This is a genomic window from Halomonas sp. E14, assembly GCF_052568415.1.
The window spans coordinates 561,855-585,799 of record NZ_CP199423.1 but is presented as its reverse complement, the minus strand read 5'-3'; the positions used below and the strand labels follow the sequence as shown (position 1 = coordinate 585,799).

The following is a 23,945-nucleotide window of genomic DNA, read 5'->3' as shown; positions in this document are numbered from 1 at the left end:
TATGCAATTAGACTATGACGTGCATTCTGATATCGCGTTTGCCTGTGAGTTTCAAGGGTGTCAGGCCTCGGCTAGCGCTGCCGCCTCTTCGACACCTACCGCCACCAGCCGTGAAACGCCCGGTTCCTGCATCGTTACGCCCATTAATCTTTCGGCGGCCTCCATCGCAATTTTATTATGCGTAATGTAAATGAACTGAACCGTGTCCGACATATCCTTAACTAGTCTGGCATAGCGACCGACATTGGCATCATCCAACGGCGCATCGACTTCATCGAGCATGCAAAAAGGTGCCGGGTTGAGTTGGAAGATAGCAAAGACCAGCGATAGTGCCGTCAATGCCTTTTCGCCACCCGAGAGCAGGTGAATGGTGCTGTTCTTCTTACCGGGCGGCCTGGCCATGATGGCCACACCCGTATCGAGCAAATCCTCCCCGGTCAGCGTCAACCATGCGGTTCCGCCGCCGAAGACCCGCGGGAAAAGCGCTTGCAGCCCTTGGTTGACCCGCTCAAAGGTGTCGCGAAAACGGCTACGCGTCTCCTGGTCGATGCGCCGGATCGCACGCTCGAGCGTCTCCAGCGCTTCGTTGAGTTCGGCCTGCTGGGCCTTGAGGTAGTCACGGCGCTCAGCCTGCTGGTCGTACTCCTCGATGGCGGCCAGGTTGATCGCTCCCAGCCGACGCACCCGCTCGCCCACCTCTTCTAGCCGCACCTGCCAGGCCGACTCGGTGGCGTTGGGGTCGAGCTCGGTCTCCAGCAGAGCGACCTGATGGCCAAGCTCGGTCAGCTGTTCATCCTGGGTCTCGGCCTTCAGCGCCAGTGCCTGCACCTGCAACCGCGCTTCTTGCAGCCGCTCGCGGATGCCTTCCAGGCTGCGCTCGTGGCCCTGCCGCGCCAGCTCGTCCTCGCGCAGCCGCTCGACCAGCTCCGCGGCGCGCGCCCTGGCCTCGTTGAGCGCACGCTCATCGCCCTCGCGCCGGTGCAGCAGCTCGTCGAGCCGCTCGCGCTGCTCCTCGTCGGGTTCGCGCAAGTGTTCGAGCGCCTCGGTCAGCTCCTCGCAGCGAGCCAGCAGGCGCGCGCGGGAATCACCGCTGCGACCCTGCTGTTCGGCCAGGCCGGCACGCTCGGTGGCGAGACGCTGGTGCTCCAGGGCCAACTGCTGCGCTTTTTCTTGCAGCGGGCGCTGGCGTCCGCGCAGTCCCGCCAGACGCTCACGGACAGCGCTGCGGGCGCGCTCAAGCCGTTCGCGCTGCTCCGCGCCCTTCTCCAGGCTCGCCATAGCCTGCTGCCAGCGCTCGCGGGCCTCCTCGATGGCCAGGCGTGTCTCCTCACGCGCCTCGTCGAGGCCCGCCAGCTCCTCGGCCAGCTCGCCGGCACGCCCCTGCAGGTGCTCCAGGCGACTGGCCAGGCCACCCTCCTGCGCCGCCAACTGCTGCTGCTCGCCGGCCAGGCGTCGCTCCTCCTGGCGGATTGCCTCGAGGTCACGCTCGGCCTGCTCGGCGCGCTCCCGCTCGGCCTCGATGGCAAGCTCGCGTGCAGCCAGGCGCGCCTCGATCTCATCGAGTTCATCACGCGCCTCCGCGAGACGACGCCGGCTGACCAGCAGCGCATCCGGCCCGGCGCCCTGGCCGCGATGACGCACCCAGTCACGCCCTAGCCACAGGCCCTGCGGGGTGATCAGGCTCTCCCCCTCGCCCAGTCGGGCACGCTCGGCCCAGGCCTGGTCGCTGCTGTCCACGCAGCGGATCGGCGCCAGCCAGGCCGCGGCGGCGCCGGCGCCGCGCACCTTGGCGGCCAGGCTAGCCGGGGCGAAGGCCGCCTCGGCCTGGGGCGACAGCGCGCCCAGCTCGGCGGGCGGTGCCTCGCTTGCCGCACGAAAAATTTCCGGGGCAGCCAGGCGGGCCTTGAGCCAGGGCGCCAGCACCCAGGAAATGCTGGCCTCCCAGCCGGGGTCGACGTCGAGCGACTCGCCCAGCCGCGGCAGCTCCTGCAGAACATGACCTGCCAGGTGCTCGCTCAGGGCGCCATCCGGATCGCCGAGCGCGGCCTGGACCAGCGCTTCGAGGGAAGCCAGCTCGCCCTGCAGCGCGCTGCGCCGGGCGCGCTCGGCCTCGCGCTCGCGCTCCTGTACGGCGGTGGCGTCACGGGCCGCCTCGCGAACGCCCTGAAGCGCCGCTCGGCGCGCTTCGACCTCTTCCTGGGCCAGGCCGAGCTCTTCCAGACGTGACGCGAGCTCATCGCGCCGGGCGGTAAGTTCCGCCAGGTCGGGAAGCTCTTGCTGCTGCTGGCGGCGCCGCTGGGCATCGACCTCGAGCCGAGCCAGGCGACTCTCGAGTTCGCGCAGCCGGTCCTGGCTGCGCTCGGCCTCGCGGCTGGCCTCACGCCATTGCTCGCTGAAGCGCTCGAATGCCTCTTCGGCCTCTTCGGCCTCGGGCGCAGCCTCCTCCAGCATCGCCTCGAGCTCGGCGAGCTGTTCGGCCACCTCCTCCTGCTCCGGCACCAGGGTCACCAGGCGTTCGTCGAGCCGCAGCAGTCGGTCGTGGTCGTGTTCGCCCAGGCGGTCGAGCTCGGCCAGCTCCTGGCGGGCGCTTTCCAGGTCGCGGGCGAGCTGCCCTTCGCGGCTGCGGGCGTGCTCCAGGCTCTGCTCGAGGCGGGCGATGGCGCCGGTGGTCTCGAAGAAGCGTGCCTGACACGCCTCGAGCGTCTCGGCCAGGCTGTCGTGGTCGGCCCGCGCTTCTTCCAGCCGGGTCTCGCACTGGCGCAGTCCCAGCACCTCGCGCTCGACGGCGGTTTCCAGCTCGCGCACCCGCCGCTCCTCTTCGCCCTGGCGCACACGCAGGGCGCGGCCACGCAGCAGCGCCAGCTCGCCCTTGAGCCGATGCTCTTCTGCCTTGAGGGTCTGGTAGCGACGGGCGGCCTCCGCCTGGCGGCGCAGGCGCTCGAGCTGCTTGTCGAGTTCGTCGCGAATGTCCTCGAGTCGCTCGAGGTTCTCGCGGGTACGGCGCATGCGATTCTCGGTCTCGCGGCGGCGCTCCTTGTACTTGGAGATGCCGGCAGCCTCTTCGAGCGTGGCACGCAGCTCTTCGGGACGTGCCTCGATCAGGCGCGAGATCATGCCTTGGCCGATGATGGCGTAGGAGCGGGGGCCGAGGCCAGTGCCGAGGAACAGGTCGGCGATATCGCGGCGGCGACACTTCTGGCCGTTGAAGAAGTAGCTGGACTGGCCGTCGCGGGAGACCTGGCGCTTGACCGCAAGCTCGGCGTACTGGGCATAGGGGCCGCCCATGGTGCCGTCGCTGTTGTCGAAGCGCAGCTCGATGGCAGCCTGCCCCACCGGCTTGCGCGCGGTGGAGCCGTTGAAGATGACATCCGTCATCGATTCGCCGCGCAGGGTCTTGGCCGAAGATTCGCCCATGACCCAGCGGACGGCGTCGATGATGTTGGATTTACCGCAGCCGTTGGGGCCGACGATGGCGGTCATGTTGCCATCGAACGGCACCGTGACGGGATCGACAAAGGACTTGAAGCCGCTTAGGCGAATCGAGGTCAGGCGCATCCCGGCTACTCGATGACGCGGTCGATCACGATCTCCACAGGTTCGCCTTCAACGTCGCCGACTGTCACCCCCTCCAGGTCGGTGAACATGTCGCCGACCTCCGGCGTGGTGCCCCCGCTCTTGGAGACGCGCACCAGCAGGCGGACTTCGCTCACCTGGGACAGGCTGGCATCGGCGGACATGGCGTGGCGGTCGTCGAGGATCAGCGTGGTCGGCAGGTCGCCCAGGGTGACCCGGGCCACCGCCAGCGGCGGCAGCTCGCCTGCCATGTCGCGGGCGACAATGAACACGCGGGTGTCGTCGTCCAGCAGCCCTTGCAGGCGCTCGTCGAGGCTCACCTGCAGGTGCACGCCGGGGCCATGCGCCACCGGTTCCATCTGCTCGGGCGCCACGCCCAGCCGCTGCTGAGCGACGCGGATGCCTTCACGCAGCGCCTCGGCCGAGCCAGAGTCCGGCATGCCGGCAATGGCCCGACGCCAGTGGTCGATGGCCTGCTCGTAGTTTTCGTCATCGAATGCCAGCACGCCCAGCAACCCCATGATGGTCGGCTCGCTGGGGTTGTACGCCAGCGTTTCATCGACCAGGGCCTGGACCTCATCGGTCATGCTGCGGTCGGCCATGAAGAACTTGAGCTGCGCCTTCTGGGCCAGCAGCGTCGGCACCCGGCCTTCGATCGCGATCAGGTTTTCCAGGGCATTCAGCGCGGCCGGCCCCTGACCCGAATCACGATAGATCGGATAGAGCGTGGCCCAGATGTTGGGGTTGCCGGGCTGGCGCTGCGCCTCCCCTTCCAGGCGCTGCATCAGCATCGGCAGCGAGTCGCTGGTCTGGAAGACGTCGTAGAGGATCAGGTCGTCCTCGGCGCCGTGCTGCAGATACCAGCCTACCGCACCGATCACCACCGCCAGGGCCACGATCGGCACCGCCAAACGGCCGGAGGCCGGCGAATGCAGGGGCCTGCGTACCTGGTCTTCGGCGTCCTCGAGCAGGCTACGATCGAGATCGAGACGATCTTCGGCGTAGCGCGCCTCGTCGATGTCACCGCGCTCCAGCGCGGCCTCCAGTGATGCCAGGCGCCGCTGGTAGATGGCCACGTTCTGCTCGGTGGACTTGTCGTTGGCTTCAAAATCGCGCTGGGCGTCGTGCACCAGGCGTGCGCGCCGCAGCGGTGCCACCAGCAGCCACAGGGCCGGAAGCAGCAGGAGGGCAAAGGCTACCCATAGCTCGATCATTCGGGTCTCCCGCGATTGATTAATGCATCCAGCCGAGCCCGCTCGTCGGCACTCAGCTCACGCGCCGAGGCATTGCGACGGGCCCGCACCACCAGCCCGACCAGCACGGCACCCGCCACCACCAGGCCGGCAGGCAGGCCCCACAGCAGGAAGGTGCGGCCTTCAAGGCGCGGGTTGTAGAGCACGTAGTTGCCGAAGCGCTCGACCATGTGGTCACGGATCTCCATGTCGGAGACACCTTCATGGAGCAGGAAGTAGACGCGGTCGCGCATGTCGCCCGAGACCGGCGCGTCGGAGTCGTTGATGGCCTGATTCTCGCAGGTGGGGCAGCGCAGCGAAGCCGTGAGGCTACGATAACGCTGTTCCAGCACCGGGTCGTCGAATTCACGCACTTCGATGGCGGCGGCCTGAACCGAGCTCGCCACCAGCATGGTCAGCAGGGCCAGCAAGGCCCAACGGATCACTGCCATTTCTGCACCTCCGGCAGGATGTGTTCACGTACGTCCTGGGCCGAGATATAGCCCGTATGGTGGTAGCGGATGATGCCTTCGCGATCCACCAGGAAGGTTTCGGGAGCGCCGAACACGCCCAGCTCGAAGCCGAGTTCGTTGTCGGGATCGAAGATGTTGATCTCGAACGGGTTGCCGAACTCTTCGAGGAAGCCGAGCCCCTTATCGCGGGTATCTTTCCAGCTGATCCCGACCATGCGGATGCCGCGGCTTGCCAGATCCAGCAGCTGAGGCATCTCGCGCTTGCACTCCGGGCACCACTCGCCCCAGACATTGACCAGCGTCATCTCGCCGGTCTGCAGCAGGGAGCGGTCCACGCGGCGATCCGGGTCCTCCAGGGTCGGCAGGTCGAACTCCGGGAAGTCACGCGCCATCAGCGCCGACTCGCGATGGAAGGGGTTGAGCGACAGCCCCTGATACAAGAATACCGACAGCACCAGGAAGCCAAGCAGCGGCAATAGCAGCAGCAGGCGGCGATTCATGCGGTGGCCTCCTGCGGCTTGCCGTCACGGCTGCCGGCAAGGGCGGCTTCGCTCTCGGGGTCCGGTGCGGTGGCCAGGCGGCGATAGCGCTTGTCGGCCACGGCCAGCACGCCACCGGCTGCCATCAGCAGGGCACCCAGCCACAGCCAGCGCACAAACGGCTTGTACTGCACCCGCATCGCCCAGCTGCCGTCGCCGAGGTCTTCGCCCATGGCCACGTAGAGGTCACGGAGGAAACCGGGCCGCAATGCGACCTGAGTCATCGGCATGCCGCGGGCGATATAGAGGCGCTTCTCTGGGTTCATGGTGAAGCTGCGGTTCCTGCCATCGCGCTGCACCTCGATCACCGCCCGGTCGGCCAGGAAGTTAGGGCCGCGACGGCTGGTCAGCTCGGTCATGGTGAAGGTGTAGCCGGCCACGTTGACGCTGTCGCCGACACTCATGCGGACATTGCGTTCGATGTTGTAGTTCGACACGATCGCCACGCCGATGATGGTCACCGCCACGCCGAGGTGACCCAGCTGCATGCCCCAGTAGGCCAGCGACAGTTTCTTGAGCCCGGCGCCCAGTGAGCTGGCGTGGCGGGTCTTGTCGTAGAGGTCGCGGAACATGGGCAGCACGATCCACAGCGCGGCGATCAGGCCGATCGCCACCGCCGCGCTCCAGCGCTCGGCGAAGATCAGCGGCAGCGCCATGCCCAGCACCAGCGCCACCGCGGCAGCGAGCCACAGCCGCTGGATCAGCAGTTTACTGCTGGTATCCTTCCAGCGCGCCACCGGCCCCAGGCCCATGAAGATGCACATGATCAGGGTCAGCGGCACGAACAGCGCATTGAAGTAGGGAGGACCCACGCTGATCTTGCCCAGGTCGAGGGCATCGAGCAGCAGCGGATAGACGGTGCCCATCAGCACGGTGACGGTCATAATCACCAGCATGATGTTGTTGATCAGCAGCAGCGCGTCACGCGACAGCCAGCCGAAGCTCACCTTGTGGCTGACTCGCGGCGCGCGCAGGGCAAAGATCAGCAGCGACAGGCCCACGGTGATGCCAAGCAGCATCAGGATGAAGAAGCCGCGCGAGGGGTCGTTGGCGAAGGCGTGCACCGAGGTCAGCACGCCGGAACGCACCAGGAAGGTGCCCAGCAGCGACAGCGAGAAGGTGGTGATCGCCAGCAGCAGGGTCCAGCTCTTGAACGAGCCACGCTTCTCGGTCACCGCCAGCGAGTGCATCAGCGCGGTGCCGGTGAGCCACGGCAGCAGCGAGGCGTTCTCGACCGGATCCCAGAACCACCAGCCGCCCCAGCCCAGCTCGTAGTAGGCCCACCAGCTGCCCAGGGCGATACCCACCGTGAGGAAGGCCCACGCCAGGTTGGTCCAGGGCCGTGCCCAGCGCGCCCAGGCGGCATCCAGCCGACCACCGAGCAGCGCGGCGATGGCGAAGGCGAACACCACCGAGAAGCCCACGTAGCCCATGTAGAGCATGGGCGGATGTAGGATCAGGCCAATGTCCTGCAGCAGCGGGTTGAGGTCGGCGCCGTCCTGAGGCATCTGCGGCAGCAGGCGCTCGAAGGGGTTGGAGGTGACCAGGATGAACAGCAGGAAGCCGACGCATACCAGGCCCAGCACGCCCAGCACCCGGGCCACCATGTCCCGCGGCAGCTCGCGGGAATAGCGCGCGGCAAAGTAGCCCCACCCCGCCAGCATCAGGCTCCATAGCAGCACCGAGCCTTCATGGTTGCCCCACACGGCGCTGAACTTGTAGTACCAGGGCAGCATGGAGTTGGAATTATTGGCCACGTTGAGCACGCTGAAGTCGTCCAGCATGTAGCTGGCCGTCAACGCCGCGTAGGCGATGGCGACGAACAGGAACTGCCCGGCCGCCATGGGTCTTGCATAGGCCATCCACAGCGGCCGGCGCAGCGCGGCGCCGGCCAGCGGCAGCACCGACTGCGTCACGGCGAACAGCAGCGCAATTATCAGGGCGAAATGGCCGACCTCGGGGATCATCTGAATCAGCATGGAAGCTCCGGCTTAGTACTGGCTTGCGCCTTCCTGTTCCTCGCGCTCTTCGACACGCTTGGCCACCTTGGCAGCCTTGGCCTGGAAGTCCGCAGGAGAATAGCCCGCCGCTTCCAGCGCATCGGCAACTTCGGGCGGCATGTAGTTCTCGTCGTGGCGCGCCAGCACCTGGTCGGCCTTGATGTAGCCGCTTTGCTGCAGTTGGCCCACTACCACCACGCCCTGCCCTTCGCGGAACAGGTCGGGCAGGATGCCGCTGTAGTGAACGCGCACGTCTTCTACGTAGTCGGTCACCACGAACTCGACGTCGAGACTGTCGGGGTTCCGGTAGACGCTGCCTTCACGCACCATGCCACCCGCACGGATCTGGCGGTCGAACGGCGCATCGCCTGCGGCAATCTGGATCGGACTGAAGAACAGATTGATGTTGGCGCGCAGCGCATACAGGGTCAGCCCCACGGCGATAGCCGCGAGTGAGACCAGCCCCAGGAACATGAACAGTTTTTGCTTACGTTTAGGCGTCATTGGCGTTTCCACCCCTGCTAGTTTGAATCTGGACCGCGCCCATGGCGCGGCTGGACTGATGGTCTTCGCGGCGCATCCGGCGCTTCAATTGGCGCAGCAGCTGGCGACGCTCGGCGCGCGCGTGGAGCACGAGGCCCAGCAGCAGCACCGCGGTAACGCCCCAGGACGCCCAGACATAGGGGGCATGGCCACCCATGGCAAAAAATTCGGTAAAGGAGTCGAAAGCCATCACGGAGTCTCCTCGGCCAGTTCCCGGACCCAGTGCTTATTGGATTCGCGACGCAGGATCTCACTGCGAGTGCGCATCAAGGTAAAGGCGATGAAGAAGCTGTAGAAGCCCAGCACCATGATCAGCAGCGGCAGCCACATTTCCATCGGCATGCCGACCCGCCCGGTGACGGTAAAGGTGGCCGGCTGATGCAGGGTGTACCACCAGTCCACCGAGTACTTGATGATCGGAATGTTGATGACCCCGACCATGGCCAGCACCGAGGCGGCGCGCGAGGCGCTGTCGCGGCTGGCGAAGGCGCCGCGCAGGGCGATCACGCCCAGGTACAGGAACAGCAGGATCAGCATCGAGGTGAGGCGGGCGTCCCACATCCACCAGGTACCCCAGGTCGGCACGCCCCACACTGCGCCGGAAAACAGCGCGACGAAGGTCATGGCGGCGCCCAGCGGTGCCATCACGGCGGCGGCCATGTCGCAGATCTTGATCTTCCACACCATGAACACCAACCCGGTCATCGCCATTGAGACGAAGATCGACTGTGCCAGGAAGGCCGCCGGCACGTGCACGTAGATGATGCGGAAGCTGTTGCCCTGCTGGTAGTCGGCCGGCGCGAAGGCCAGCCCCCACACCGTGCCCGTGACGATGAGGATCAGTGCCGCTGCCCAGAACCAGGGCTGAAGCCGAGCGCTGATGGCATAGAACCACTTGGGGGAACGCAACTTGTTAATGAAGGCCCACATGCCCGTCAACCTCTCAACCGTTGATACTGATGCGCAGCGATGCCGCGATTGCCAAGGGTGCAAAGATCAAGGCCAGCGCCAGCAGCGCGCCGAGAATTGATAGATGCGCCAGCACGCCATCGCCGAAGATGGCCGCCTGCACGGCTCCAGCACCGAAGATCAGCACCGGAATGTAAAGAGGCAGTACCAGCAGGGAGAGCAGCACGCCTCCCCGTGACAGCCCCACCGTCAGCGCCGCTCCGATGGCACCAATCAGGCTGAGACTGGCGCTGCCCAGCGCCAGTGAAACCGCAAGAACTACGTAGCTGCCCGCCGGCAGCGCCAACATGAGCCCGAGCAAGGGCGCCATCAGCGCCAGCGGCAGCCCGGTCAGCAGCCAGTGCACGGCCACCTTGGCCAGCACCAGCAACGGCAGCGGCTGAGGCGTCAGCAGCAGCTGCTCCAACGAGCCGTCATCGAAATCGGCACGAAACAGACTGTCCAGCGACAGCAGGGCTGCCAGCAGCGCCGCCACCCACAGCAGGCCTGGCGCGATTGCCGCCAGCAGGGCCGGATCTGGCGAGATGCCAATGGGAAAAAGGGTGATCACGATCGCGAAGAAAACCAGCGGGTTAAGCACTTCGCTGCGCCGCCGCATCAGCAGCACCAGATCACGCTTGAGCGTTGCCCACACTGCGACAGCCAATCCACCGCGGGGTTCCTCGCAGCTCAGCATGACGTTTTCCAGCATCGAGCCGTCAGTGGCTTTCATCGCGCCCTCCTTCACCAAGGCGAATGCGGCGCAGCTCGGGGCAAGGCGTGAGCTCGTGGTGGGTCGTCACCAGCACGCAGCCTCCCCGACGGGCATGCAGGACCAGTCGCTGTTCCAGCGCCTGGACGCCATCACGGTCGATGGCAGTGAAGGGTTCATCGAGCACCCACAGCGAACAGGGGGTGAGGGTGAGCCGCGCCAGCGCCACCCGGCGCTGCTGCCCCGCCGAAAGCTGGCCTGCGGGAACATCTTCGAAGCCAGCCAGCCCGACCTCTTCCAGCGCGGCAAGACGCGCCTGCTCGTCGACCGGCTGGCCGGCCAGCGCCTGGTACCAGGCCAGGTTTTCCAACGGGGTCAGCGCCGCCTTCACCCCGGGCGCATGCCCAAGGTAGAGAAGATTGGTCAGAAAGGATTCACGCGCCTGGCGCATGGGGCGCTCGCCCCAGAAGAGCTCGCCTTCGTAGTCCGACAGCTGGCCGGACAAGATCTTGAGCAGGGTGGTCTTGCCACTGCCGTTCGGACCTTCCACACGCACGATTTCACCGCCACGTATATCGAGATCCAGCCCCCGGAACAGCCAACGATCGTCACGTTCACAGGCCAGGCTTTGCGCTTGCAGCCGCAGGCTCAATGGCACTCTCCAGGAATGGTAAATTCTAGGGAAATGCTACACTGAATGGTTTTTGGCTGCTAGCAAACCCGACGCCGCACGAAGCCCTCCTTGTCGCAGGTCAACGCTTGCGTTGAGGCCGGGAACTTGTCAGTCGGCGTACGACTGATAAGATACAAGAAGACTGTATATTTTGACAGTCTTCATCGCGACGAGAGGGGAAACCGCCATGCCGCCGCTTTCCGTGCAGTACCTACAACGGCGCCCCAGCCTGCCGATAGCCACCGCCTGGGCAAGTATCGATGCCACCCAGCTGGTCGACGTGCCGCTGCTGGGCGACGTCTCCGCGGGCCTGCCCATCGAGGCCTGCCCCACCGGCGATACCATCCAGGCCCCCGCCTGCATGGTTCGGCGCAATACCTACGCGCTGCGCGTGCGCGGCAATTCGATGGTGGATTGCAATATTCACGACGGCGACGTGATCATCATCGAACGCCAGGAGAGCGCCGAGAACGGCGAGACGGCAGTGGTGCTGATCAACCAGCAGGAGGTCACGCTGAAGAAGCTTTATATAGAGAAGAGCGGCGTTCGCCTGCAGCCGGCCAACGAGAGCATGGCCCCGATCTTCCTCAAGAACAGCGACATCCAGGTGCTCGGCATGGTGATGGGTGTGGTACGCCAGCGCGACGGGCGGCGCGAGCTGACACACTGATGCGCTACCCGGCCCCCGACCTGCCCGAGGGCAAGTGGCAGGAGAGCGTGACCGAGGTGGAGCGCAGCCGCTTCATCGCCTGGCTCTGTCACGCTCCGAGCGTGGCCGCCTTCGAAGCCCTGCTGGCGGCAGCAAGGCAAACCCACCCCAATGCCAGCCACCACTGCAGCGCCTTCATCGCCGGCCCGCCGGGCGAGCAGAACGCCATCGGCTTTTCCGACGACGGTGAACCCGGCGGCACTGCCGGGCGCCCCATGTACCAGGTACTGGAAGGGGCCGGCATCGGCCAGGTAGGCTGCGTGGTGACCCGCCACTTCGGGGGCACCAAGCTCGGCACCGGCGGCCTGGCCCGCGCCTATGCCCAGGCGGTAAGCCAGGCGCTCGAGGGGCTGGCCTGCCGTGAAGTGGTGGAGCGTCTGCCCGTGCGGCTAAAGGTCGATTTCGCCGGCGAAGCCGAGGCCCGCGCCTGGCTGGCTGCTTACGACGCTCCAGTTGACGGAGCCGCCTATCTCAGCGATGGCGTGGTACTGACAGCCGCCTGGCCGAGTGACGTCGAGGTCGACCTGCAACCCCTCGCCACCCGGCTGCGCGGGCGCCTCGCCCGCCTCGACTCCCGTTGAAGAGACTCCCATGACCTTCGATCCCCTCTACTACCCCAGCCCCTCGCGCCGCACGGCTACCTACGGCCACCGCGGCATGGTGGCCACCTCACAGCCCCTGGCCACCCAGGCCGGCATGGAGATGCTCAAGCGTGGCGGTAACGCCGTGGATGCCGCCATCGCGGCAGCTGCCGCCCTCACGGTGGTGGAGCCAACCGCCAACGGCATCGGCGGCGACGCCTTCGCCTTGGTGTGGATGCACGGGCAACTGCATGGCCTCAACGCCAGCGGCCCGGCGCCGCAGGCCATCTCCCGCGAGGCGGTCATGGCCTTGGGCCACAGCGAGATGCCGGCCGTGGGGCTGACGCCGGTCACGGTGCCCGGCGCTCCCTCCGCCTGGGCGGCGCTCTCGCAGCGCTTCGGCAGCCTGCCCTTCGCCGACCTGCTGGCGCCGGCCATCGCCCACGCCGAGGGCGGCTACGCCGTCTCGCCCACGGTGGCACTGGCCTGGCAGCGGGCATTGCAGCGCTATCTCCCGTGCCAGAGCGAGCCATTCGCCCCCTGGTTCGCACATTTCGCGCCGAACGGACGCGCACCGCAGCCGGGCGAGATCTGGCGCTCAGGGGAAATGGCCGACACCCTGCGACGCATCGCCGACAGCCGCGCAGAAGCCTTCTATCGCGGCGAGCTGGCCGAACGGATCGACCGATTCATGCAGCGTCACGGCGGCTTCCTGCGCCAGGCCGACCTGGCCACCTTTCAGCCTGAATGGGTCGACCCCATCAGCATCGGCTATCGCGGCCACGAAATCTGGGAGCTTCCGCCCAACGGCAGTGGCCTGGTCGCCCTGCAGGCCTTCGGCATGCTAGAGGCGCTGGGCGAGCCGCTGCGCGACCCGGTGGAACTGCTGCATCAGCGCATCGAGGCGACCAAACTGGCCTACGCCGACGGCCTGCACTACCTCAGCGAGCGCAGCGCCATGCACGTCGGCGTGGACGCGCTGCTGGACGCCGACTACCTGCGCCGCCGGGCCCGCCTCATTGGCCATGACGCCCTGCAGCCGAGCTACGGCAATCCGCTCAAGGGTGGCACCGTCTACCTCGCCACGGCGGATGCCGAGGGCAACATGGTGTCGCTGATCCAGAGCAACTACGAAGGCTTCGGTTCCGGCATTGTCGCGCCGGGCACCGGCATCAGCCTGCACAACCGCGGCCGCGCCTTCTCGCTTGACGCCGACCACGTCAACGTGCTCGCCCCCGGCAAGCGCCCCTACCACACCATCATTCCCGGCTTCATCACCCGCCAAGGCCAGGCCGTGGGCCCCTTCGGCGTGATGGGCGCCTTCATGCAACCCCAGGGGCACGTGCAGGTAGTCACCGCCATGCTCGACGAGGGCCTGAACCCGCAGGCCGCGCTGGACCTGCCGCGCTGGATGTGGACTCACGGCACCACGATTCAGGTGGAACCCCACTTTCCCGATCATCTCGCCCAGGCCCTGGCACGTCGCGGCCACACCATCGTCAAGGCCACCGACTCGCTGGCCTTCGGCCGCGGCCAGATCATCCTGCGCGACCCCCGCCACGGCAGCTACTGCGGCGGCACCGAGCCGCGTACCGACAGCGCTATCCTGCCCTGGTAACGGCGCGGGCCTGCAAGGCAGGCCCGCTGCCCGGCAACGCGTTCGCCCCGGCCTTTCCGCCCCAGTCTTTGCGACCCACCTGCGTCCTTCGCTGAAGCCCACCAACGTCTTCCGCCTCGCCCGCGCGTGCCGGTGAGCCAACCCAGGGTGAACTGCCTTCCACTTTGGTATACCATCAGACATGGTATACCGTGTACGAAAGCCATATCCGGCCTTTGACCAACCCCACCCGAACGCTCCCTCCTCCATAAACCCCAAATAAATTCAGTCATATAGTCGACAACCCCCACGCGTTACGAGCCATGCGAAAAGGTCAATAACGGAAAATTGACCCAGGTCAGAAAAAGCCTTGACAGGTAAAGCGTCGTGAAATTACGCTGCACACATGGCTTTTGGTATACCAAGAGCCATCCAGCGAAACCCGGCGAATGGCCGGCACCATGAGAGTTAACAACAAGAGCGCGGCCTGATGGCCAGGCGGCGCAAGAGCGACAACACAGGAGTCCTCCCCATGGCACAGTTGATGAATCGCGACGAATTCCGCACCGCCCTCGAAGAGGCCATCAAAGGCAAGAGCGCCAACAAGGCACCGTTCAGCGTGGCCTGGGCCAGCGGCAAGCTGTCGCGCGAGCACCTGGCCAAGTGGGCCGAGAACCACTACCACTATGTGGGTCCGTTCGCCGATTACCTGGCCTACATCTATGCAAACACCCCGGAGAACTTCAAAGAGGCCAAGGACTTCCTGCTGCAGAACATGTATGAGGAAGAGCTGGGCGGCGATCGTCATACCGACCTGCTGATCCGCTTCGCCGAGGCCTGCGGCACCACCCGCGAGCGCGTCGAAGATCCGGACAACATGTCGCCTACCACTCGCGGCCTGCAGAGCTGGTGCTATGCCGTGGCCATGCGCGAGCATCCGGTGGTCGCCGTGGCAGCGCTGGTGGTCGGCCTGGAGTCCCAGGTGCCCTCGATCTACCGCCGCCAGACCCCGACCCTGCGCGAGAAGTATGGCTTCACCGACGAAGAGGTCGAGTTCTTCGATCTGCACATCGTCTCCGACGAGATCCACGGCGAGCGCGGCTATCAGATCGTGCTGGAGCACGCCGACACCGTCGAGCTGCAGCAGCGCTGCCTGAAGATTTGCGAGATCGGCGCCCAGATGCGCCTGCTCTACACCACCGCGCTGTACTACGACTATGTCGTCGACGAGCTGCCGCTCTCCGAGCTGGACATGGCGGCTTGATCAAGACCGGCCCCGGCCTCGCGCCCTGCCATCTGCCAGCGGCATGCCGGCAGATGGCCAGCGCGACGCGCATCTGTGACGACAGCAGTGACACAGCCAGCGACGACAAAGAGGTAAGCGTCTTGGATAACGCAACCCAGTTTCTCAACTACATCGACGGCCAGTGGGTCGCCAGCGCCTCGGGGAAGACCTTCGAGAACCGCAGCCCCGCCGACCAGGATGACCTGCTCGGCCACTTCCAGGCGTCTTCCATCGACGATGCCCGTCGGGCCATCGAGGCCGCGGATCGTGCCTTCGCCGCCTGGCGCGAGACCCCGATCTCGCAGCGCGCCAAGATCCTTAACCAGGCCGCCGACTATCTGATGCAGAACGTCGAGCAGTTTGCCGAGGAGCTGACCCGCGAAGAGGGCAAGCTGCTGGCCAACAGCCGCGACGAGATCGCGCGCTCGGCCCAGACCCTGCGCTTCTACGCAGTGGAAGGCCAGACCATCACCGGCGAGACCTTCCCCCAGGACGATGCCAAGATGATGGTCTACACCCAGCGCGAGCCGCTCGGCGTGGCCACCATCATCTCGCCGTGGAACTTCCCCATCTCGATCCCGGCACGCAAGATCGCCCCGGCCCTGATCACCGGCAACACCGTGGTGTTCAAGCCCTCCTCCGACGCGCCGCTGATCGGCTATCGGCTGGCCGAGGCCCTGCACCATGCCGGCGTGCCGGCAGGCGTGTTCAACTTCATCACCGGTGCCGCCTCGGCGATCGGCGAGGAGCTCACCGCCAACCCGACGGTCAAGGCCATCTCCTTCACCGGTTCCACCGCCGCGGGCGAGCGCATCCACCGCGCCGCGCCCATGGCCACCCGCACCCAGATGGAGCTCGGCGGCAAGAACCCGCTGATCGTGCTCGACGATGCCGATATCGACATCGCGGTCGACCTCACCGTCAAGGGCGGCTTCTCGCTGACCGGCCAGGCCTGCACCGGCACCAGCCGGGTGCTGATCTCCCGCAGTCGCAAGGAGGAGTACCTCACGCGACTGGTGGAGAAGGTCAAGACGCTGAAGATCGGCAACGGCATGACCGAGGGCACCCAGATCGGCCCGCTGGCCACCCGCCAGCAGCTCGACACCGTGCTCGGCTACGTCGAGGCGGGCAAGCAGGAGGCCACGCACGTTCACGGCGGCGAGCACCTCACCGAAGGCGAGTTCGCCAAGGGCTTCTACATGGCACCGGCCATCTTCAGCGACGTGACCCAGCAGATGCGCATCGCCCGCGAGGAGATCTTCGGCCCGGTGGTCGCGGTGATCGAGATCGACGGCTACGAGGATGCCATCGCCAAGGCCAACGACACGCCTTATGGCCTCTCCGCTGCCCTGGTGACCAACGACATCGGCTATATCCAGCGCTTCCCGCTCGATATCCAGGCCGGCACGGTCAAGGTCAACCGCACCACCACCGGCAATCTGGTCAACGCCCCCTTCGGCGGCCTGAAGCAGTCGAGCACCTCCACGTTCCGTGAGTCGGGACGCGCCGGGCTCGACTTCTTCACCCAGACCAAGACCGTCTACCTCGGCCGCTAAGCGCGACACCTACAACGACAACCTGACGACAAGGTGAAAGACATGAAACAGGTATTTCGACTGGAACTGGAAGAAGCCAAGCTGATGGTGGAAGCCGCCAAGAAGCGCTCCGAGGAGATCGGCGTGCTGGAAACCATCTGCGTAGTGGATGACGGCGGCTACCCCCTGGCACTCGAGCGCATGAACGGTGCCCGCGTCACCGGCCCGCAGATCGCCTGGAACAAGGCCTTCACCGCCGCCGGCCACAAGCGCTCGACCCACCTGTTCAATACCGCCCCCAACGGCCCCGCCCTGCCCGGCAACGAGGCCTTCGGCATCCAGTGGAGCTTCGAGGGCAAGTTCGCCGTGTTCGTCGGCGGCTTCCCCATCGTCGTCGACGGCGAGGTGATCGGTGGCGTGGGCCTGAGCGGCGGCAACGGCGAGCAGGACACCCAGGCCGGCCTGGCTGCGCTCCAAGCACTGCAGGACCACCTGCGCGAGTCCGGCCACGAAGTGGTGGTCGAGGCCGACATCAAGAAGTAAGCCCGGCCGAGCCAAGCATGACCGTCGGCAAGGCGTCCCGCCCTTGCCGACCCCCCAGACGACCGGCCAAGCACCGACTCGGCAACAACGACAAGACCCTGCCTTGAAACGGGTGCGCTCCAGGAGGCTGCCATGAGCTACCGTATTACCCTCTCCGACACGTCAGAAAGCTTCGAAGCCCAGGCCGGCGAGCCGCTGCTCGAAGCCGCCGAGCGAGCAGGCTTTCCGCTCGCTCACGACTGCCGCTTCGGTGGCTGCGGCGCCTGCCGCGTCAAACTGTTGGAAGGCACGGTCGAGTACGAGGAGTTCCCCTTCGGCCTGACCGAAGAGGAGGCCGAGGAGGGCTATGCGCTGGCCTGCCAGGCATGTGCCCAGAGCGACCTGACCATCAGCGCCAAGCTGCTGCCTGCGGGTCACATTCCGGCCGATTTCCATGTCGCCACCATCGAGACGCTCGACAAGCTGAGCCACGACGTGACCCACCTGGTGCTGCGCATCCCCACGGCGAGCGAGGTGGTCTTCCACCCGGGGCAGTACCTCAACGTGATGCTCGACGACGGCACCCCGCGCAGCTTCTCCATGGCCTCGCCCCACCGCGGCGAGCTGTTCGACTTTCATGTCCGCCGGGTACCGGGCGGGCACTTCACCGGCCGGCTGGAGACTCACTACCAGCCTGGCGACACCCTCGACGTGGAGCTGCCGCTGGGCAACTTCCGACATGACGCCGAGAGTCCCCGCGACCTGCTGATGGTGGGCGGCGGCACCGGCCTGGCACCGCTCAAGAGCATTATCGAGTCGCTGCTCGACCACGACGACCGCCCGGGCATCGCCCTTTACTGGGGGGTGCGCCGCGCCGAGGACCTCTACCTCCACGACCAGCTCAGCGAGTGGGCCCGGACGCTGCCCGGCTTCCGCTACGTGCCAGTCCTCTCCGAGCCCGACCCTGACTGGGACGGTCGCCGCGGCTTCGTGCATGAGGCGGTATGCGAAGACTTCAACGACCTGAGCGCCTTCGATGCCTACCTGTGCGGCCCCCCGCCGATGATCGCCGCGGCCAAGACAAGTTTTGCCAAGCGCGGGCTCGACATCGAGCGGATCTACGCCGACAGCTTCAACTTCACCCATGAGCTCGAAGGCAGCGCTGCCTGACGCAACCGGAACCAGCGAGGTAATCGACATGCCGGATATCACTTTCATCACCAACGGTGGCAAGGTCATCAGTGTTCCCGAAGACTCCAACTTGCTGCGCATGTCCCTGCGCGAGAAGGGGGGCATTCCATTCAAGTGCGGCGGCGGCCTGTGTGGCACCTGCAAGTGTTTGGTCGAGGAAGGCCTGGAAAACACCGACGCCGTGAAAAAGAAGGAAGAAAAGCTGCTCACCAAGGAAGAGATCGAGCAGGGCTACCGTCTGGCCTGTCAGACCTTCCTCAAGGGCGACGTCAAGGTCTCCTGGGAAGAGTCGACCAAGGGTGGCAATGCCGGCGCAGGCCAAGTCAAGCCCAAGGCAGAAGCGTAGGGAGTCATGACGATGCTGAACGTAGGACTCATCGGCTATGGCACGGCGGGCAAGGATGTCGCCGAGGCCATCCTCGGCGGTCAGGCGGGTGACACGCGTCTGGCCGCCGTTCTGGTGCGCGATGCGGCCAAGTACGCCGACGTCGCCCTGGGCGACTGTCTGATCACCGACAGCGAAGCGGCCTTCTTCGAGCGCCGCCCCGACGTGGTGGTCGAGACCGCCGGTCACGCGGCGGTGTTCCGCTACGCCGAGGCAGCGCTATCCCACGGCTGCGACTTCATGGTGGTCTCGGTGGGCGCCTTTTGCGACCAGGCCCTGTTCGACCGGGTCATGGCCAGCGCCAGCCAACACGGCAAGCGGGTACTGGTGCCCTCGGCGGCCATCGCCGGGCTCGACCGCATCGCCGCCGCCGCCCAGGGGCCGCTGGAGCGCGTCACGCTGACCACACGCAAGCCGGTCAAGGCCTGGCGCGGCACCTTTGCCGAGGAAGTAGTAAACCTCGACACGGTGACGCAGCCGACGGTGATCTTCGAGGGCAATGCCCGCGAATCGTCACGGGTGTTCCCGGAGAGCGTCAATGTCTCGGCGGCACTTAGCCTGGCCGGTATCGGCTTCGAGGCCACCGAGGTGAGGGTGCTGGTCGATCCCACCATCGACAAGAACGTGCACGAGGTCAGCGCCAAGGGCCTATTCGGCGAGGTGCGCATCGAAGTGCAGAACACGCCCTCTCCCAGCAACCCCAAGACTGGCTATATCGTCGCCATGAGCGTCGCCCGGGCGCTGAAGAACCTCTCCTCGCCGCTGGTGATCGGCTAGCATCGCTGACGCGTTCAAGGAGCTCGAAAATGAAGAAAGCCTATTGGGTCTCCTGCTACCGGGAAATCTCGGACAGGACCAGGTATGCCCGCTATATAGAGCTTGCCCTGCCTGCCATCACCACAGGCGGCGGCCACTTCCTGGCCAGGGACATCGCCGCCTTTGCCTATGAGCAGGGCCTCAAGGATCGCACCATTATCATCGAGTTTCCCGATCTCGAGAGTGCACGGGCGACCCACGATGGCGAGGCGTACGGGGCGGCGCTAGAAGCGCTGGGCGACGGCGCGATCAGGGACATCCGCATCGTCGAGGGCGCCTGACGCCAGGACACCGCCAGGCAGCAGGTAAAAAACAGCAACCCGGGCGCCAAGGCGCCCGGGTTGCGTTGTGCTGTGGTCGGCTAGCGTCAGACGTGGGAGCGGCTCATGTAGGCCTTGCGCGACTTCTCGAGGTGGATGCGGGTAAAGCTCTCGGCCAGATCCTCTTCCCCGTTGCGAATCGCGCTCAATATGTCCCGATGCTCGCGCAACGCTTCCTTAGTACGCCCCGGGAGGGCGCTGCTGAGGTTGGAGAAGGCCCGCACGTAGTCCTTGAGGTCGACCAGCATCTCGTGGAGCTTGGGGTTGCCCGCCGCCCGGCCAATCAGCTCGTTGTACTGGACGTTGAGCTCCACCTCGTCGCCGCCGCCGATGTCGAGCGCGGCATCGATCTCGGCGATGAGCTGGTCGATATCGGCCGCGATCTCGTCATTGATCTTCTGCGCCGCCAGGCGGGCCGCCAGCGACTCCAGCGAGGCCAGAATCATGAACACCTCGAGAATCTCGGCCTGGGTGATCTCGTTAACCACCACGCCCTTGCGCGGCACCGTGCGTACGAAGCGCTGGGTCTCGAGGCGGAACAGCGCCTCCCGGATGGGCGTCCGACTGATGTTGAGCTTGTCGGCCAGCACTCTCTCGACCAGGCGATCACCCGCCTTGTATTCGCCACGCAGGATGGCGTCCTTGAGATAGGCGTAAACCTTGTCGCGGATCGGCGAGAGGTCTTCCTGGGTCCAGGACTCTTCCATTCGGGCTACCATCGGGCGTCTCGGGGCTGGGATAAGAAAGGGAAAGATGATTGTAACACATCACGGCAAAGCGATGGTATCTGGTACACGGAGGACCGCCATGCGCTCGGCCCCGCACCGACGGTGACGGGGCCGTGAAGGCTGCTGGTCAGAAGCTCAATGCAGCTCGGCTTTCTTCAAGCGAGCGTCGATTGAGCCGAAGGTGACCAGCTGCTCGAGTTCGGCACGCGCCGCCTCCACGCTGTCGAAGCGCTCGAAGAACTTCAGCGGTACGCTGTTGGTCTTGCCGTCCTCGGCGGTCTCGACGATGTTCACCCGGCCCTCGTCGCCATTGACCTCGGCAATGGTGAAGTCGGCCTTTTTCTTGCCGTAGAAGAAGTACTCGTAGGTCTCGACCGGGGCGATGCCCTGCCCCGGCCTGGCATCGTATTCGCCCAGCTTGCTTGTCAGGATGATGTACATGTCATTGCTCTCTTGTTGTGGTCGGGTCATCGCGGTCGTGATGGCTGCTCGGCAAGAGCAGGCTCAGGTGGCAAGCTCCCGCTCGCCCCTTGCAGCACGGCTTGCATCGGAACGCTCCTCCAGCATCGGCCGCAGAGCGGCGGAAAGCTCCTCCAGCGCCTCTTCGACGATGGCCTTGCCGATGGCATAGCTGGCCTGGGTGGCATCGCCGATGCAGCCGTTGCGGGTCATCTCCTCATAGCGATAGAAGCCCTGGATGGGGTTGCCGGGCCGCATGCCTTCCCAGCGCCCACCGTGCACGATATCGCCCTTCACGAGCCTTTCGGGACGCACCAGGTGAGGGGCGAGGTAGTACGCCTCGGACACCTCGCGCTCGCAGCTATGGCCGAACAGGGTGGAGGAGATGTGCTCCTTCATGGCCTTCTTGGCCGACGCCGTGGTCTTGGCGTAGAAGCAGTCCACGCCCAGCTCCTGGGCGAAGGTGGCGCAGGCCAGGCCCAGCGTGCCCTGGTTGCCGCCGTGGCTGTTGAGGAAGAGCACCTTGTCGATGCCATGACGCTGGAGCGATACCACCATGTCACGCAGCACCGCCAGCAGCGTCTCGGGGCGCAGGCTGATGGTGCCGGGGAAGTTCAGGTGGTGGGGCGAGACGCCCATGCTGACCGTCGGGGTTACCAGCACCTGGGGGTGGAGCACTTCGGCAAGCCGCTTGGCCATCTCGGTGGCCAGCACGGCATCGCAGCTCTCGTTCATGTGCGGGCCGTGCTGCTCGTGGGCGCCGACCGGCACGATGGCCAGCTTCACGGTCTTGAGGGCCTCTTCGACCTCCGGCCAGGTCATCTCTGTCAGCAGGTAGCTTTCCATCCCGCTCTCCTTCGAGCGCCTGCTCGTCAGGTATTCGCTGCGGCAGGCGGTGTTGTCAGGGGCAAGCGCCTTGGCGCCTGGTATACCATATACCAACACTAGTCGAATCCCGCTGCGCCTGTAAAGCCCTCGCGCGACAATCTCGCTCCGGCCGGCGAATCAAGCCTCTCGACAGCTGAGCATGGCCACTTCACTGGAGAGGGAGATGTGGTCCTCGATCAGCTCCCGGGCACGGCGTGCATCGCGTGCCAGGGCCAGGTCGACCAGCTCCTGGTGCTGGGCATCGAGCCGGTGGCGAAGCTCGAGGGCCCTCGGGGCCACCCGGCGATAGCGGTCGAACTGGTCGTGCAGCTGGCTGATGAAGCGCAGCAGCCAGGCCGAGCCGCAGGGTGCCACCAGAGCATTGTGAAACCGCGAATGCAGCTGCTCCCACTCCACCACGGAGGTGCGCTTGTCTGCCAGCGACAGGCGATGATTGGCCGCCAGCAGCTGGGACTCCCACTCTGCATCACCATGCGCTATGGCCAGCTCGAGCGCCGTGCCTTCAAGGCGCAGGCGCATCGCCGTGATGTCGGCAAGCTCCTCCAGACTGAGTTCGAGCACGCGAAAACCGCGCTGGTTCTCCTGGCGCAGCAGGCCATAGGCCGCCAGGCGATTGAGCGCCTCGCGCAACGGGCTCAGCCCCACCTGATAGGTTTCCCGCAACAGCGTGATGGAGAGGCGCTCACCGGCACGGTAGCGGCCGTCGAGCAGGTCCTGGCGCAACAGCTCGTAGATCCGGCTCGCCGCGGTGGCGTTGCCCTGCTTGATGATATCGGTCATGGCGTGGCTCCACATATTTTCTTTGGAATTTGGTATACCGATATTGACGTGCTCCTCAGATGCGTCATAGTCTGAGTCAAATAATCGATTATTCCTAGAAAAAGTACAACAGCCGAATCACTACCGCGTTGTTTTTCTATAAATAATCAACTGGAACCAATAAAGGCGCTCGCTGACATGACGGCATCGCAACAGGGCAAGCTGTTTTTTTCCTTTCTCCGCATCGGCCTCCTGGGGTTCGGTGGGGGCCCTTCGATGATTCCTCTGGTACACCAGGAAGTGGTCAAGCACCACGGCTGGATGAAGGATGAGGAGTTCGCCGATGTCCTGGCCATCGCCAACACCCTGCCGGGCCCCATCGCCACCAAGATGCCGGGCTATATCGGCTACCGCGTAGGTGGCGCCCTGGGCTGTGTCAATGCGGTGCTGGCGGTGATCCTGCCGATGATCGTGGTCATGATCCTGCTGCTCGGCCTGTTCAGCCGCTATCGCGACGTGGCCTGGATCCAAGGCATGAGCCAGGGCATGGTGCCGGTGGTCATGGTGATGATGGGCCAGCTGGCCTGGGACTTTCTCGACAAGTCGCGCCTGGCACTGGGCTGGGGAGTGAGCCTGATCATGGCCGGCGTGGCCGGGATACTGATCTATTGGGCCGGTCTCCATCCCGGGCTGGTCATCGGTGCCCTGCTGGTCGCCGCCATGCTGCCGCTGACGAAAGGCAAGGTGACCAAGGAGGCGGCCCAATGATCTACGTACAGCTCTTCCTGGCCTTCTTCATTCCCAACATCGTCGGCTACGGCGGTGGCCCCGCCATCATTCCGCTGATCGAGGCGGAGGTGGTAGGTCGCTACGGCTGGATGAACCCCCAGGAGTTCGCCGAGGTCCTGGGACTGGGCAACGCCCTGCCAAGCCCCATCGCCACCAAGATGGCGGGCTATGTCGGCTATGAAGTGGCCGGCGTTGGCGGCGCAGTGGTCGCCGTGCTGGCCACCGTGGTGCCCACCCTGCTGCTGATGCTGGGTGCCCTGGGCCTGCTCTACCGCTATCGCGACTCGCCGCGGGTCAAGCGCATGAGTCAGTGGGTTCGCCCGGTGATCGCCATCATGATGGCCGGCATGATCCTGAGCTTCTTTTCCGAGGGTCTGGCCGGGGCCGGGCTCGTTCACACCCTTTTGATCGGTGCAGCGGCCGCCATTGCGCTGCTCCGCTTCAAGGCACACCCCGCTCTCGTGGTAGTCGGCGCACTGGCCTATGGCGGCCTGATGCTGGGCTAGCGCTGCGCTACCGGTTACCTCATGGATAGCCACCCCCTGCACTGGAGGAGAGGAGCATGCAACGACGACGATTGCGATAACGACAACCCATGCGCGGAAGACGTCAGCACCGCTTTCGTGACATGCAAGGCAATGCACGAGACCGACCGTGGCAATTCAGCAACCGACAACTACAAGCAGAC

General features: G+C 65.5%; 26 protein-coding genes. 12 read left to right on the top strand and 14 right to left on the bottom strand.

From position 1 onward, the window contains the following. Positions 1-60: 60 nt before the first annotated feature. Genes smc through ccmA form a run of 10 tightly spaced genes read right to left on the bottom strand, consistent with a single transcriptional unit; the run spans position 61 to position 10,672 of the window. Positions 61-3,555, bottom strand: coding sequence for a chromosome segregation protein SMC (gene smc, locus ACT7B3_RS02680; protein ID WP_445156766.1), 3,495 nt, complete (start codon positions 3,553-3,555; stop codon positions 61-63). 5 nt (positions 3,556-3,560) lie between these two features. Further along, positions 3,561-4,787, bottom strand: coding sequence for a c-type cytochrome biogenesis protein CcmI (ccmI, locus tag ACT7B3_RS02675; protein WP_445156765.1), 1,227 nt, complete (start codon positions 4,785-4,787; stop codon positions 3,561-3,563). Beyond that, complete coding sequence (locus tag ACT7B3_RS02670) at positions 4,784-5,257, bottom strand: cytochrome c-type biogenesis protein (protein WP_444678465.1); 474 nt, start codon at positions 5,255-5,257, stop codon at positions 4,784-4,786. Before ACT7B3_RS02670 ends, ccmI begins: the two co-directional genes overlap by 4 nt. Beyond that, the gene (locus ACT7B3_RS02665; RefSeq protein ID WP_444678466.1) at positions 5,248-5,778 is read right to left on the bottom strand and encodes a DsbE family thiol:disulfide interchange protein; all 531 of its coding nucleotides are present in this window, start codon (positions 5,776-5,778) and stop codon (positions 5,248-5,250) included. The genes ACT7B3_RS02670 and ACT7B3_RS02665 overlap by 10 nt, the downstream gene beginning before the upstream one ends. Further along, positions 5,775-7,796: a heme lyase CcmF/NrfE family subunit gene (locus ACT7B3_RS02660; protein WP_445156764.1), complete on the bottom strand. Its 2,022-nt coding sequence runs from the start codon at positions 7,794-7,796 to the stop codon at positions 5,775-5,777. The genes ACT7B3_RS02665 and ACT7B3_RS02660 overlap by 4 nt, the downstream gene beginning before the upstream one ends. 12 nt (positions 7,797-7,808) lie before the next feature. Beyond that, on the bottom strand, positions 7,809-8,321 hold the full coding sequence (gene ccmE / locus ACT7B3_RS02655; protein WP_444678467.1) for a cytochrome c maturation protein CcmE: 513 nt from the start codon (positions 8,319-8,321) through the stop codon (positions 7,809-7,811). Then, positions 8,311-8,550 (bottom strand): heme exporter protein CcmD, encoded by a 240-nt coding sequence (gene ccmD, locus ACT7B3_RS02650; RefSeq protein WP_445156763.1) that lies wholly within the window; start codon positions 8,548-8,550, stop codon positions 8,311-8,313. The genes ccmE and ccmD overlap by 11 nt, the downstream gene beginning before the upstream one ends. Beyond that, positions 8,550-9,290: a heme ABC transporter permease gene (locus ACT7B3_RS02645; RefSeq protein WP_445156762.1), complete on the bottom strand. Its 741-nt coding sequence runs from the start codon at positions 9,288-9,290 to the stop codon at positions 8,550-8,552. The genes ccmD and ACT7B3_RS02645 overlap by 1 nt, the downstream gene beginning before the upstream one ends. Before the next feature lie 13 nt (positions 9,291-9,303). Continuing rightward, positions 9,304-10,041 carry a heme exporter protein CcmB gene (gene ccmB, locus ACT7B3_RS02640; protein ID WP_445156761.1) on the bottom strand — a complete coding sequence of 246 codons (738 nt, stop codon included), beginning with the start codon at positions 10,039-10,041 and terminating at the stop codon, positions 9,304-9,306. Next, positions 10,028-10,672, bottom strand: coding sequence for a cytochrome c biogenesis heme-transporting ATPase CcmA (gene ccmA / locus ACT7B3_RS02635; RefSeq protein WP_445156760.1), 645 nt, complete (start codon positions 10,670-10,672; stop codon positions 10,028-10,030). The genes ccmB and ccmA overlap by 14 nt, the downstream gene beginning before the upstream one ends. Positions 10,673-10,880: 208 nt before the next feature. Between ccmA and ACT7B3_RS02630 the strand changes: the two genes are divergently transcribed. The 10 genes from ACT7B3_RS02630 (at position 10,881) to ACT7B3_RS02585 (ending at position 19,595) form a co-directional block, all read left to right on the top strand. Continuing rightward, on the top strand, positions 10,881-11,363 hold the full coding sequence (locus ACT7B3_RS02630) for a LexA family protein (protein ID WP_444678469.1): 483 nt from the start codon (positions 10,881-10,883) through the stop codon (positions 11,361-11,363). Further along, positions 11,363-11,983: an IMPACT family protein gene (locus ACT7B3_RS02625; RefSeq protein WP_445156759.1), complete on the top strand. Its 621-nt coding sequence runs from the start codon at positions 11,363-11,365 to the stop codon at positions 11,981-11,983. The genes ACT7B3_RS02630 and ACT7B3_RS02625 overlap by 1 nt, the downstream gene beginning before the upstream one ends. A 10-nt stretch (positions 11,984-11,993) precedes the next feature. Beyond that, on the top strand, positions 11,994-13,601 hold the full coding sequence (locus ACT7B3_RS02620; RefSeq protein WP_445156758.1) for a gamma-glutamyltransferase family protein: 1,608 nt from the start codon (positions 11,994-11,996) through the stop codon (positions 13,599-13,601). Positions 13,602-14,112: 511 nt separating this feature from the next. After that, positions 14,113-14,844 carry a TenA family transcriptional regulator gene (locus tag ACT7B3_RS02615; protein WP_445156757.1) on the top strand — a complete coding sequence of 244 codons (732 nt, stop codon included), beginning with the start codon at positions 14,113-14,115 and terminating at the stop codon, positions 14,842-14,844. A gap of 122 nt (positions 14,845-14,966) precedes the next feature. Then, a complete protein-coding gene (locus ACT7B3_RS02610) occupies positions 14,967-16,421 on the top strand; it encodes an aldehyde dehydrogenase family protein (protein WP_445156756.1) in 1,455 nt (484 codons plus the stop codon). Between the two features lie 42 nt (positions 16,422-16,463). Continuing rightward, positions 16,464-16,943 (top strand): GlcG/HbpS family heme-binding protein, encoded by a 480-nt coding sequence (locus ACT7B3_RS02605; protein ID WP_010630074.1) that lies wholly within the window; start codon positions 16,464-16,466, stop codon positions 16,941-16,943. Between the two features lie 132 nt (positions 16,944-17,075). Beyond that, positions 17,076-18,092 (top strand): 2Fe-2S iron-sulfur cluster-binding protein, encoded by a 1,017-nt coding sequence (locus ACT7B3_RS02600; RefSeq protein ID WP_445156755.1) that lies wholly within the window; start codon positions 17,076-17,078, stop codon positions 18,090-18,092. Positions 18,093-18,120: 28 nt separating this feature from the next. Beyond that, the gene (locus ACT7B3_RS02595; protein ID WP_445156754.1) at positions 18,121-18,459 is read left to right on the top strand and encodes a 2Fe-2S iron-sulfur cluster-binding protein; all 339 of its coding nucleotides are present in this window, start codon (positions 18,121-18,123) and stop codon (positions 18,457-18,459) included. Positions 18,460-18,471: 12 nt separating this feature from the next. Then, on the top strand, positions 18,472-19,275 hold the full coding sequence (gene nadX, locus ACT7B3_RS02590) for an aspartate dehydrogenase (RefSeq protein ID WP_445156753.1): 804 nt from the start codon (positions 18,472-18,474) through the stop codon (positions 19,273-19,275). Between the two features lie 29 nt (positions 19,276-19,304). Next, the gene (locus tag ACT7B3_RS02585) at positions 19,305-19,595 is read left to right on the top strand and encodes a DUF1330 domain-containing protein (RefSeq protein WP_445156752.1); all 291 of its coding nucleotides are present in this window, start codon (positions 19,305-19,307) and stop codon (positions 19,593-19,595) included. An 86-nt stretch (positions 19,596-19,681) separates the two neighbouring features. On the opposite strand, the gene ACT7B3_RS02580 is transcribed toward ACT7B3_RS02585, so the two are convergent. From ACT7B3_RS02580 to ACT7B3_RS02565, 4 genes are all read right to left on the bottom strand, one after another. After that, a complete protein-coding gene (locus ACT7B3_RS02580) occupies positions 19,682-20,341 on the bottom strand; it encodes a GntR family transcriptional regulator (RefSeq protein ID WP_444678479.1) in 660 nt (219 codons plus the stop codon). A gap of 156 nt (positions 20,342-20,497) precedes the next feature. Further along, on the bottom strand, positions 20,498-20,803 hold the full coding sequence (locus tag ACT7B3_RS02575) for a hypothetical protein (protein ID WP_445156751.1): 306 nt from the start codon (positions 20,801-20,803) through the stop codon (positions 20,498-20,500). Between the two features lie 63 nt (positions 20,804-20,866). Next, complete coding sequence (locus tag ACT7B3_RS02570) at positions 20,867-21,667, bottom strand: creatininase family protein (RefSeq protein ID WP_444678481.1); 801 nt, start codon at positions 21,665-21,667, stop codon at positions 20,867-20,869. A gap of 159 nt (positions 21,668-21,826) precedes the next feature. Continuing rightward, the gene (locus ACT7B3_RS02565; protein WP_444678482.1) at positions 21,827-22,489 is read right to left on the bottom strand and encodes a GntR family transcriptional regulator; all 663 of its coding nucleotides are present in this window, start codon (positions 22,487-22,489) and stop codon (positions 21,827-21,829) included. A 177-nt stretch (positions 22,490-22,666) separates the two neighbouring features. On the opposite strand from ACT7B3_RS02565, the gene ACT7B3_RS02560 reads away from it, so the two are divergent. After that, positions 22,667-23,236 carry a chromate transporter gene (locus tag ACT7B3_RS02560; RefSeq protein ID WP_445156750.1) on the top strand — a complete coding sequence of 190 codons (570 nt, stop codon included), beginning with the start codon at positions 22,667-22,669 and terminating at the stop codon, positions 23,234-23,236. Continuing rightward, positions 23,233-23,763 carry a chromate transporter gene (locus ACT7B3_RS02555; RefSeq protein WP_445156749.1) on the top strand — a complete coding sequence of 177 codons (531 nt, stop codon included), beginning with the start codon at positions 23,233-23,235 and terminating at the stop codon, positions 23,761-23,763. The genes ACT7B3_RS02560 and ACT7B3_RS02555 overlap by 4 nt, the downstream gene beginning before the upstream one ends. The last annotated feature ends 182 nt before the right edge of the window (positions 23,764-23,945 follow it).

Coding starts and splice junctions, on each gene's coding strand:
- ACT7B3_RS02625 (WP_445156759.1), top strand. CDS start 11,363: ATGCGCTACCCGGCCCCCGACCTGCCCGAGGGCAAGTGGCAGGAGAGC.
- ACT7B3_RS02570 (WP_444678481.1), bottom strand. CDS start 21,667: ATGGAAAGCTACCTGCTGACAGAGATGACCTGGCCGGAGGTCGAAGAG.
- ACT7B3_RS02595 (WP_445156754.1), top strand. CDS start 18,121: ATGCCGGATATCACTTTCATCACCAACGGTGGCAAGGTCATCAGTGTT.
- ACT7B3_RS02565 (WP_444678482.1), bottom strand. CDS start 22,489: ATGACCGATATCATCAAGCAGGGCAACGCCACCGCGGCGAGCCGGATC.
- ACT7B3_RS02645 (WP_445156762.1), bottom strand. CDS start 9,290: ATGTGGGCCTTCATTAACAAGTTGCGTTCCCCCAAGTGGTTCTATGCC.
- ACT7B3_RS02580 (WP_444678479.1), bottom strand. CDS start 20,341: ATGGAAGAGTCCTGGACCCAGGAAGACCTCTCGCCGATCCGCGACAAG.
- ccmD (WP_445156763.1), bottom strand. CDS start 8,550: ATGGCTTTCGACTCCTTTACCGAATTTTTTGCCATGGGTGGCCATGCC.
- ACT7B3_RS02560 (WP_445156750.1), top strand. CDS start 22,667: ATGACGGCATCGCAACAGGGCAAGCTGTTTTTTTCCTTTCTCCGCATC.
- ccmE (WP_444678467.1), bottom strand. CDS start 8,321: ATGACGCCTAAACGTAAGCAAAAACTGTTCATGTTCCTGGGGCTGGTC.
- ACT7B3_RS02555 (WP_445156749.1), top strand. CDS start 23,233: ATGATCTACGTACAGCTCTTCCTGGCCTTCTTCATTCCCAACATCGTC.
- ACT7B3_RS02665 (WP_444678466.1), bottom strand. CDS start 5,778: ATGAATCGCCGCCTGCTGCTGCTATTGCCGCTGCTTGGCTTCCTGGTG.
- ACT7B3_RS02670 (WP_444678465.1), bottom strand. CDS start 5,257: ATGGCAGTGATCCGTTGGGCCTTGCTGGCCCTGCTGACCATGCTGGTG.
- ACT7B3_RS02585 (WP_445156752.1), top strand. CDS start 19,305: ATGAAGAAAGCCTATTGGGTCTCCTGCTACCGGGAAATCTCGGACAGG.
- ACT7B3_RS02600 (WP_445156755.1), top strand. CDS start 17,076: ATGAGCTACCGTATTACCCTCTCCGACACGTCAGAAAGCTTCGAAGCC.
- ACT7B3_RS02620 (WP_445156758.1), top strand. CDS start 11,994: ATGACCTTCGATCCCCTCTACTACCCCAGCCCCTCGCGCCGCACGGCT.
- ACT7B3_RS02615 (WP_445156757.1), top strand. CDS start 14,113: ATGGCACAGTTGATGAATCGCGACGAATTCCGCACCGCCCTCGAAGAG.
- nadX (WP_445156753.1), top strand. CDS start 18,472: ATGCTGAACGTAGGACTCATCGGCTATGGCACGGCGGGCAAGGATGTC.
- ACT7B3_RS02630 (WP_444678469.1), top strand. CDS start 10,881: ATGCCGCCGCTTTCCGTGCAGTACCTACAACGGCGCCCCAGCCTGCCG.
- ACT7B3_RS02605 (WP_010630074.1), top strand. CDS start 16,464: ATGAAACAGGTATTTCGACTGGAACTGGAAGAAGCCAAGCTGATGGTG.
- ccmI (WP_445156765.1), bottom strand. CDS start 4,787: ATGATCGAGCTATGGGTAGCCTTTGCCCTCCTGCTGCTTCCGGCCCTG.
- smc (WP_445156766.1), bottom strand. CDS start 3,555: ATGCGCCTGACCTCGATTCGCCTAAGCGGCTTCAAGTCCTTTGTCGAT.
- ccmB (WP_445156761.1), bottom strand. CDS start 10,041: ATGAAAGCCACTGACGGCTCGATGCTGGAAAACGTCATGCTGAGCTGC.
- ACT7B3_RS02660 (WP_445156764.1), bottom strand. CDS start 7,796: ATGCTGATTCAGATGATCCCCGAGGTCGGCCATTTCGCCCTGATAATT.
- ACT7B3_RS02575 (WP_445156751.1), bottom strand. CDS start 20,803: ATGTACATCATCCTGACAAGCAAGCTGGGCGAATACGATGCCAGGCCG.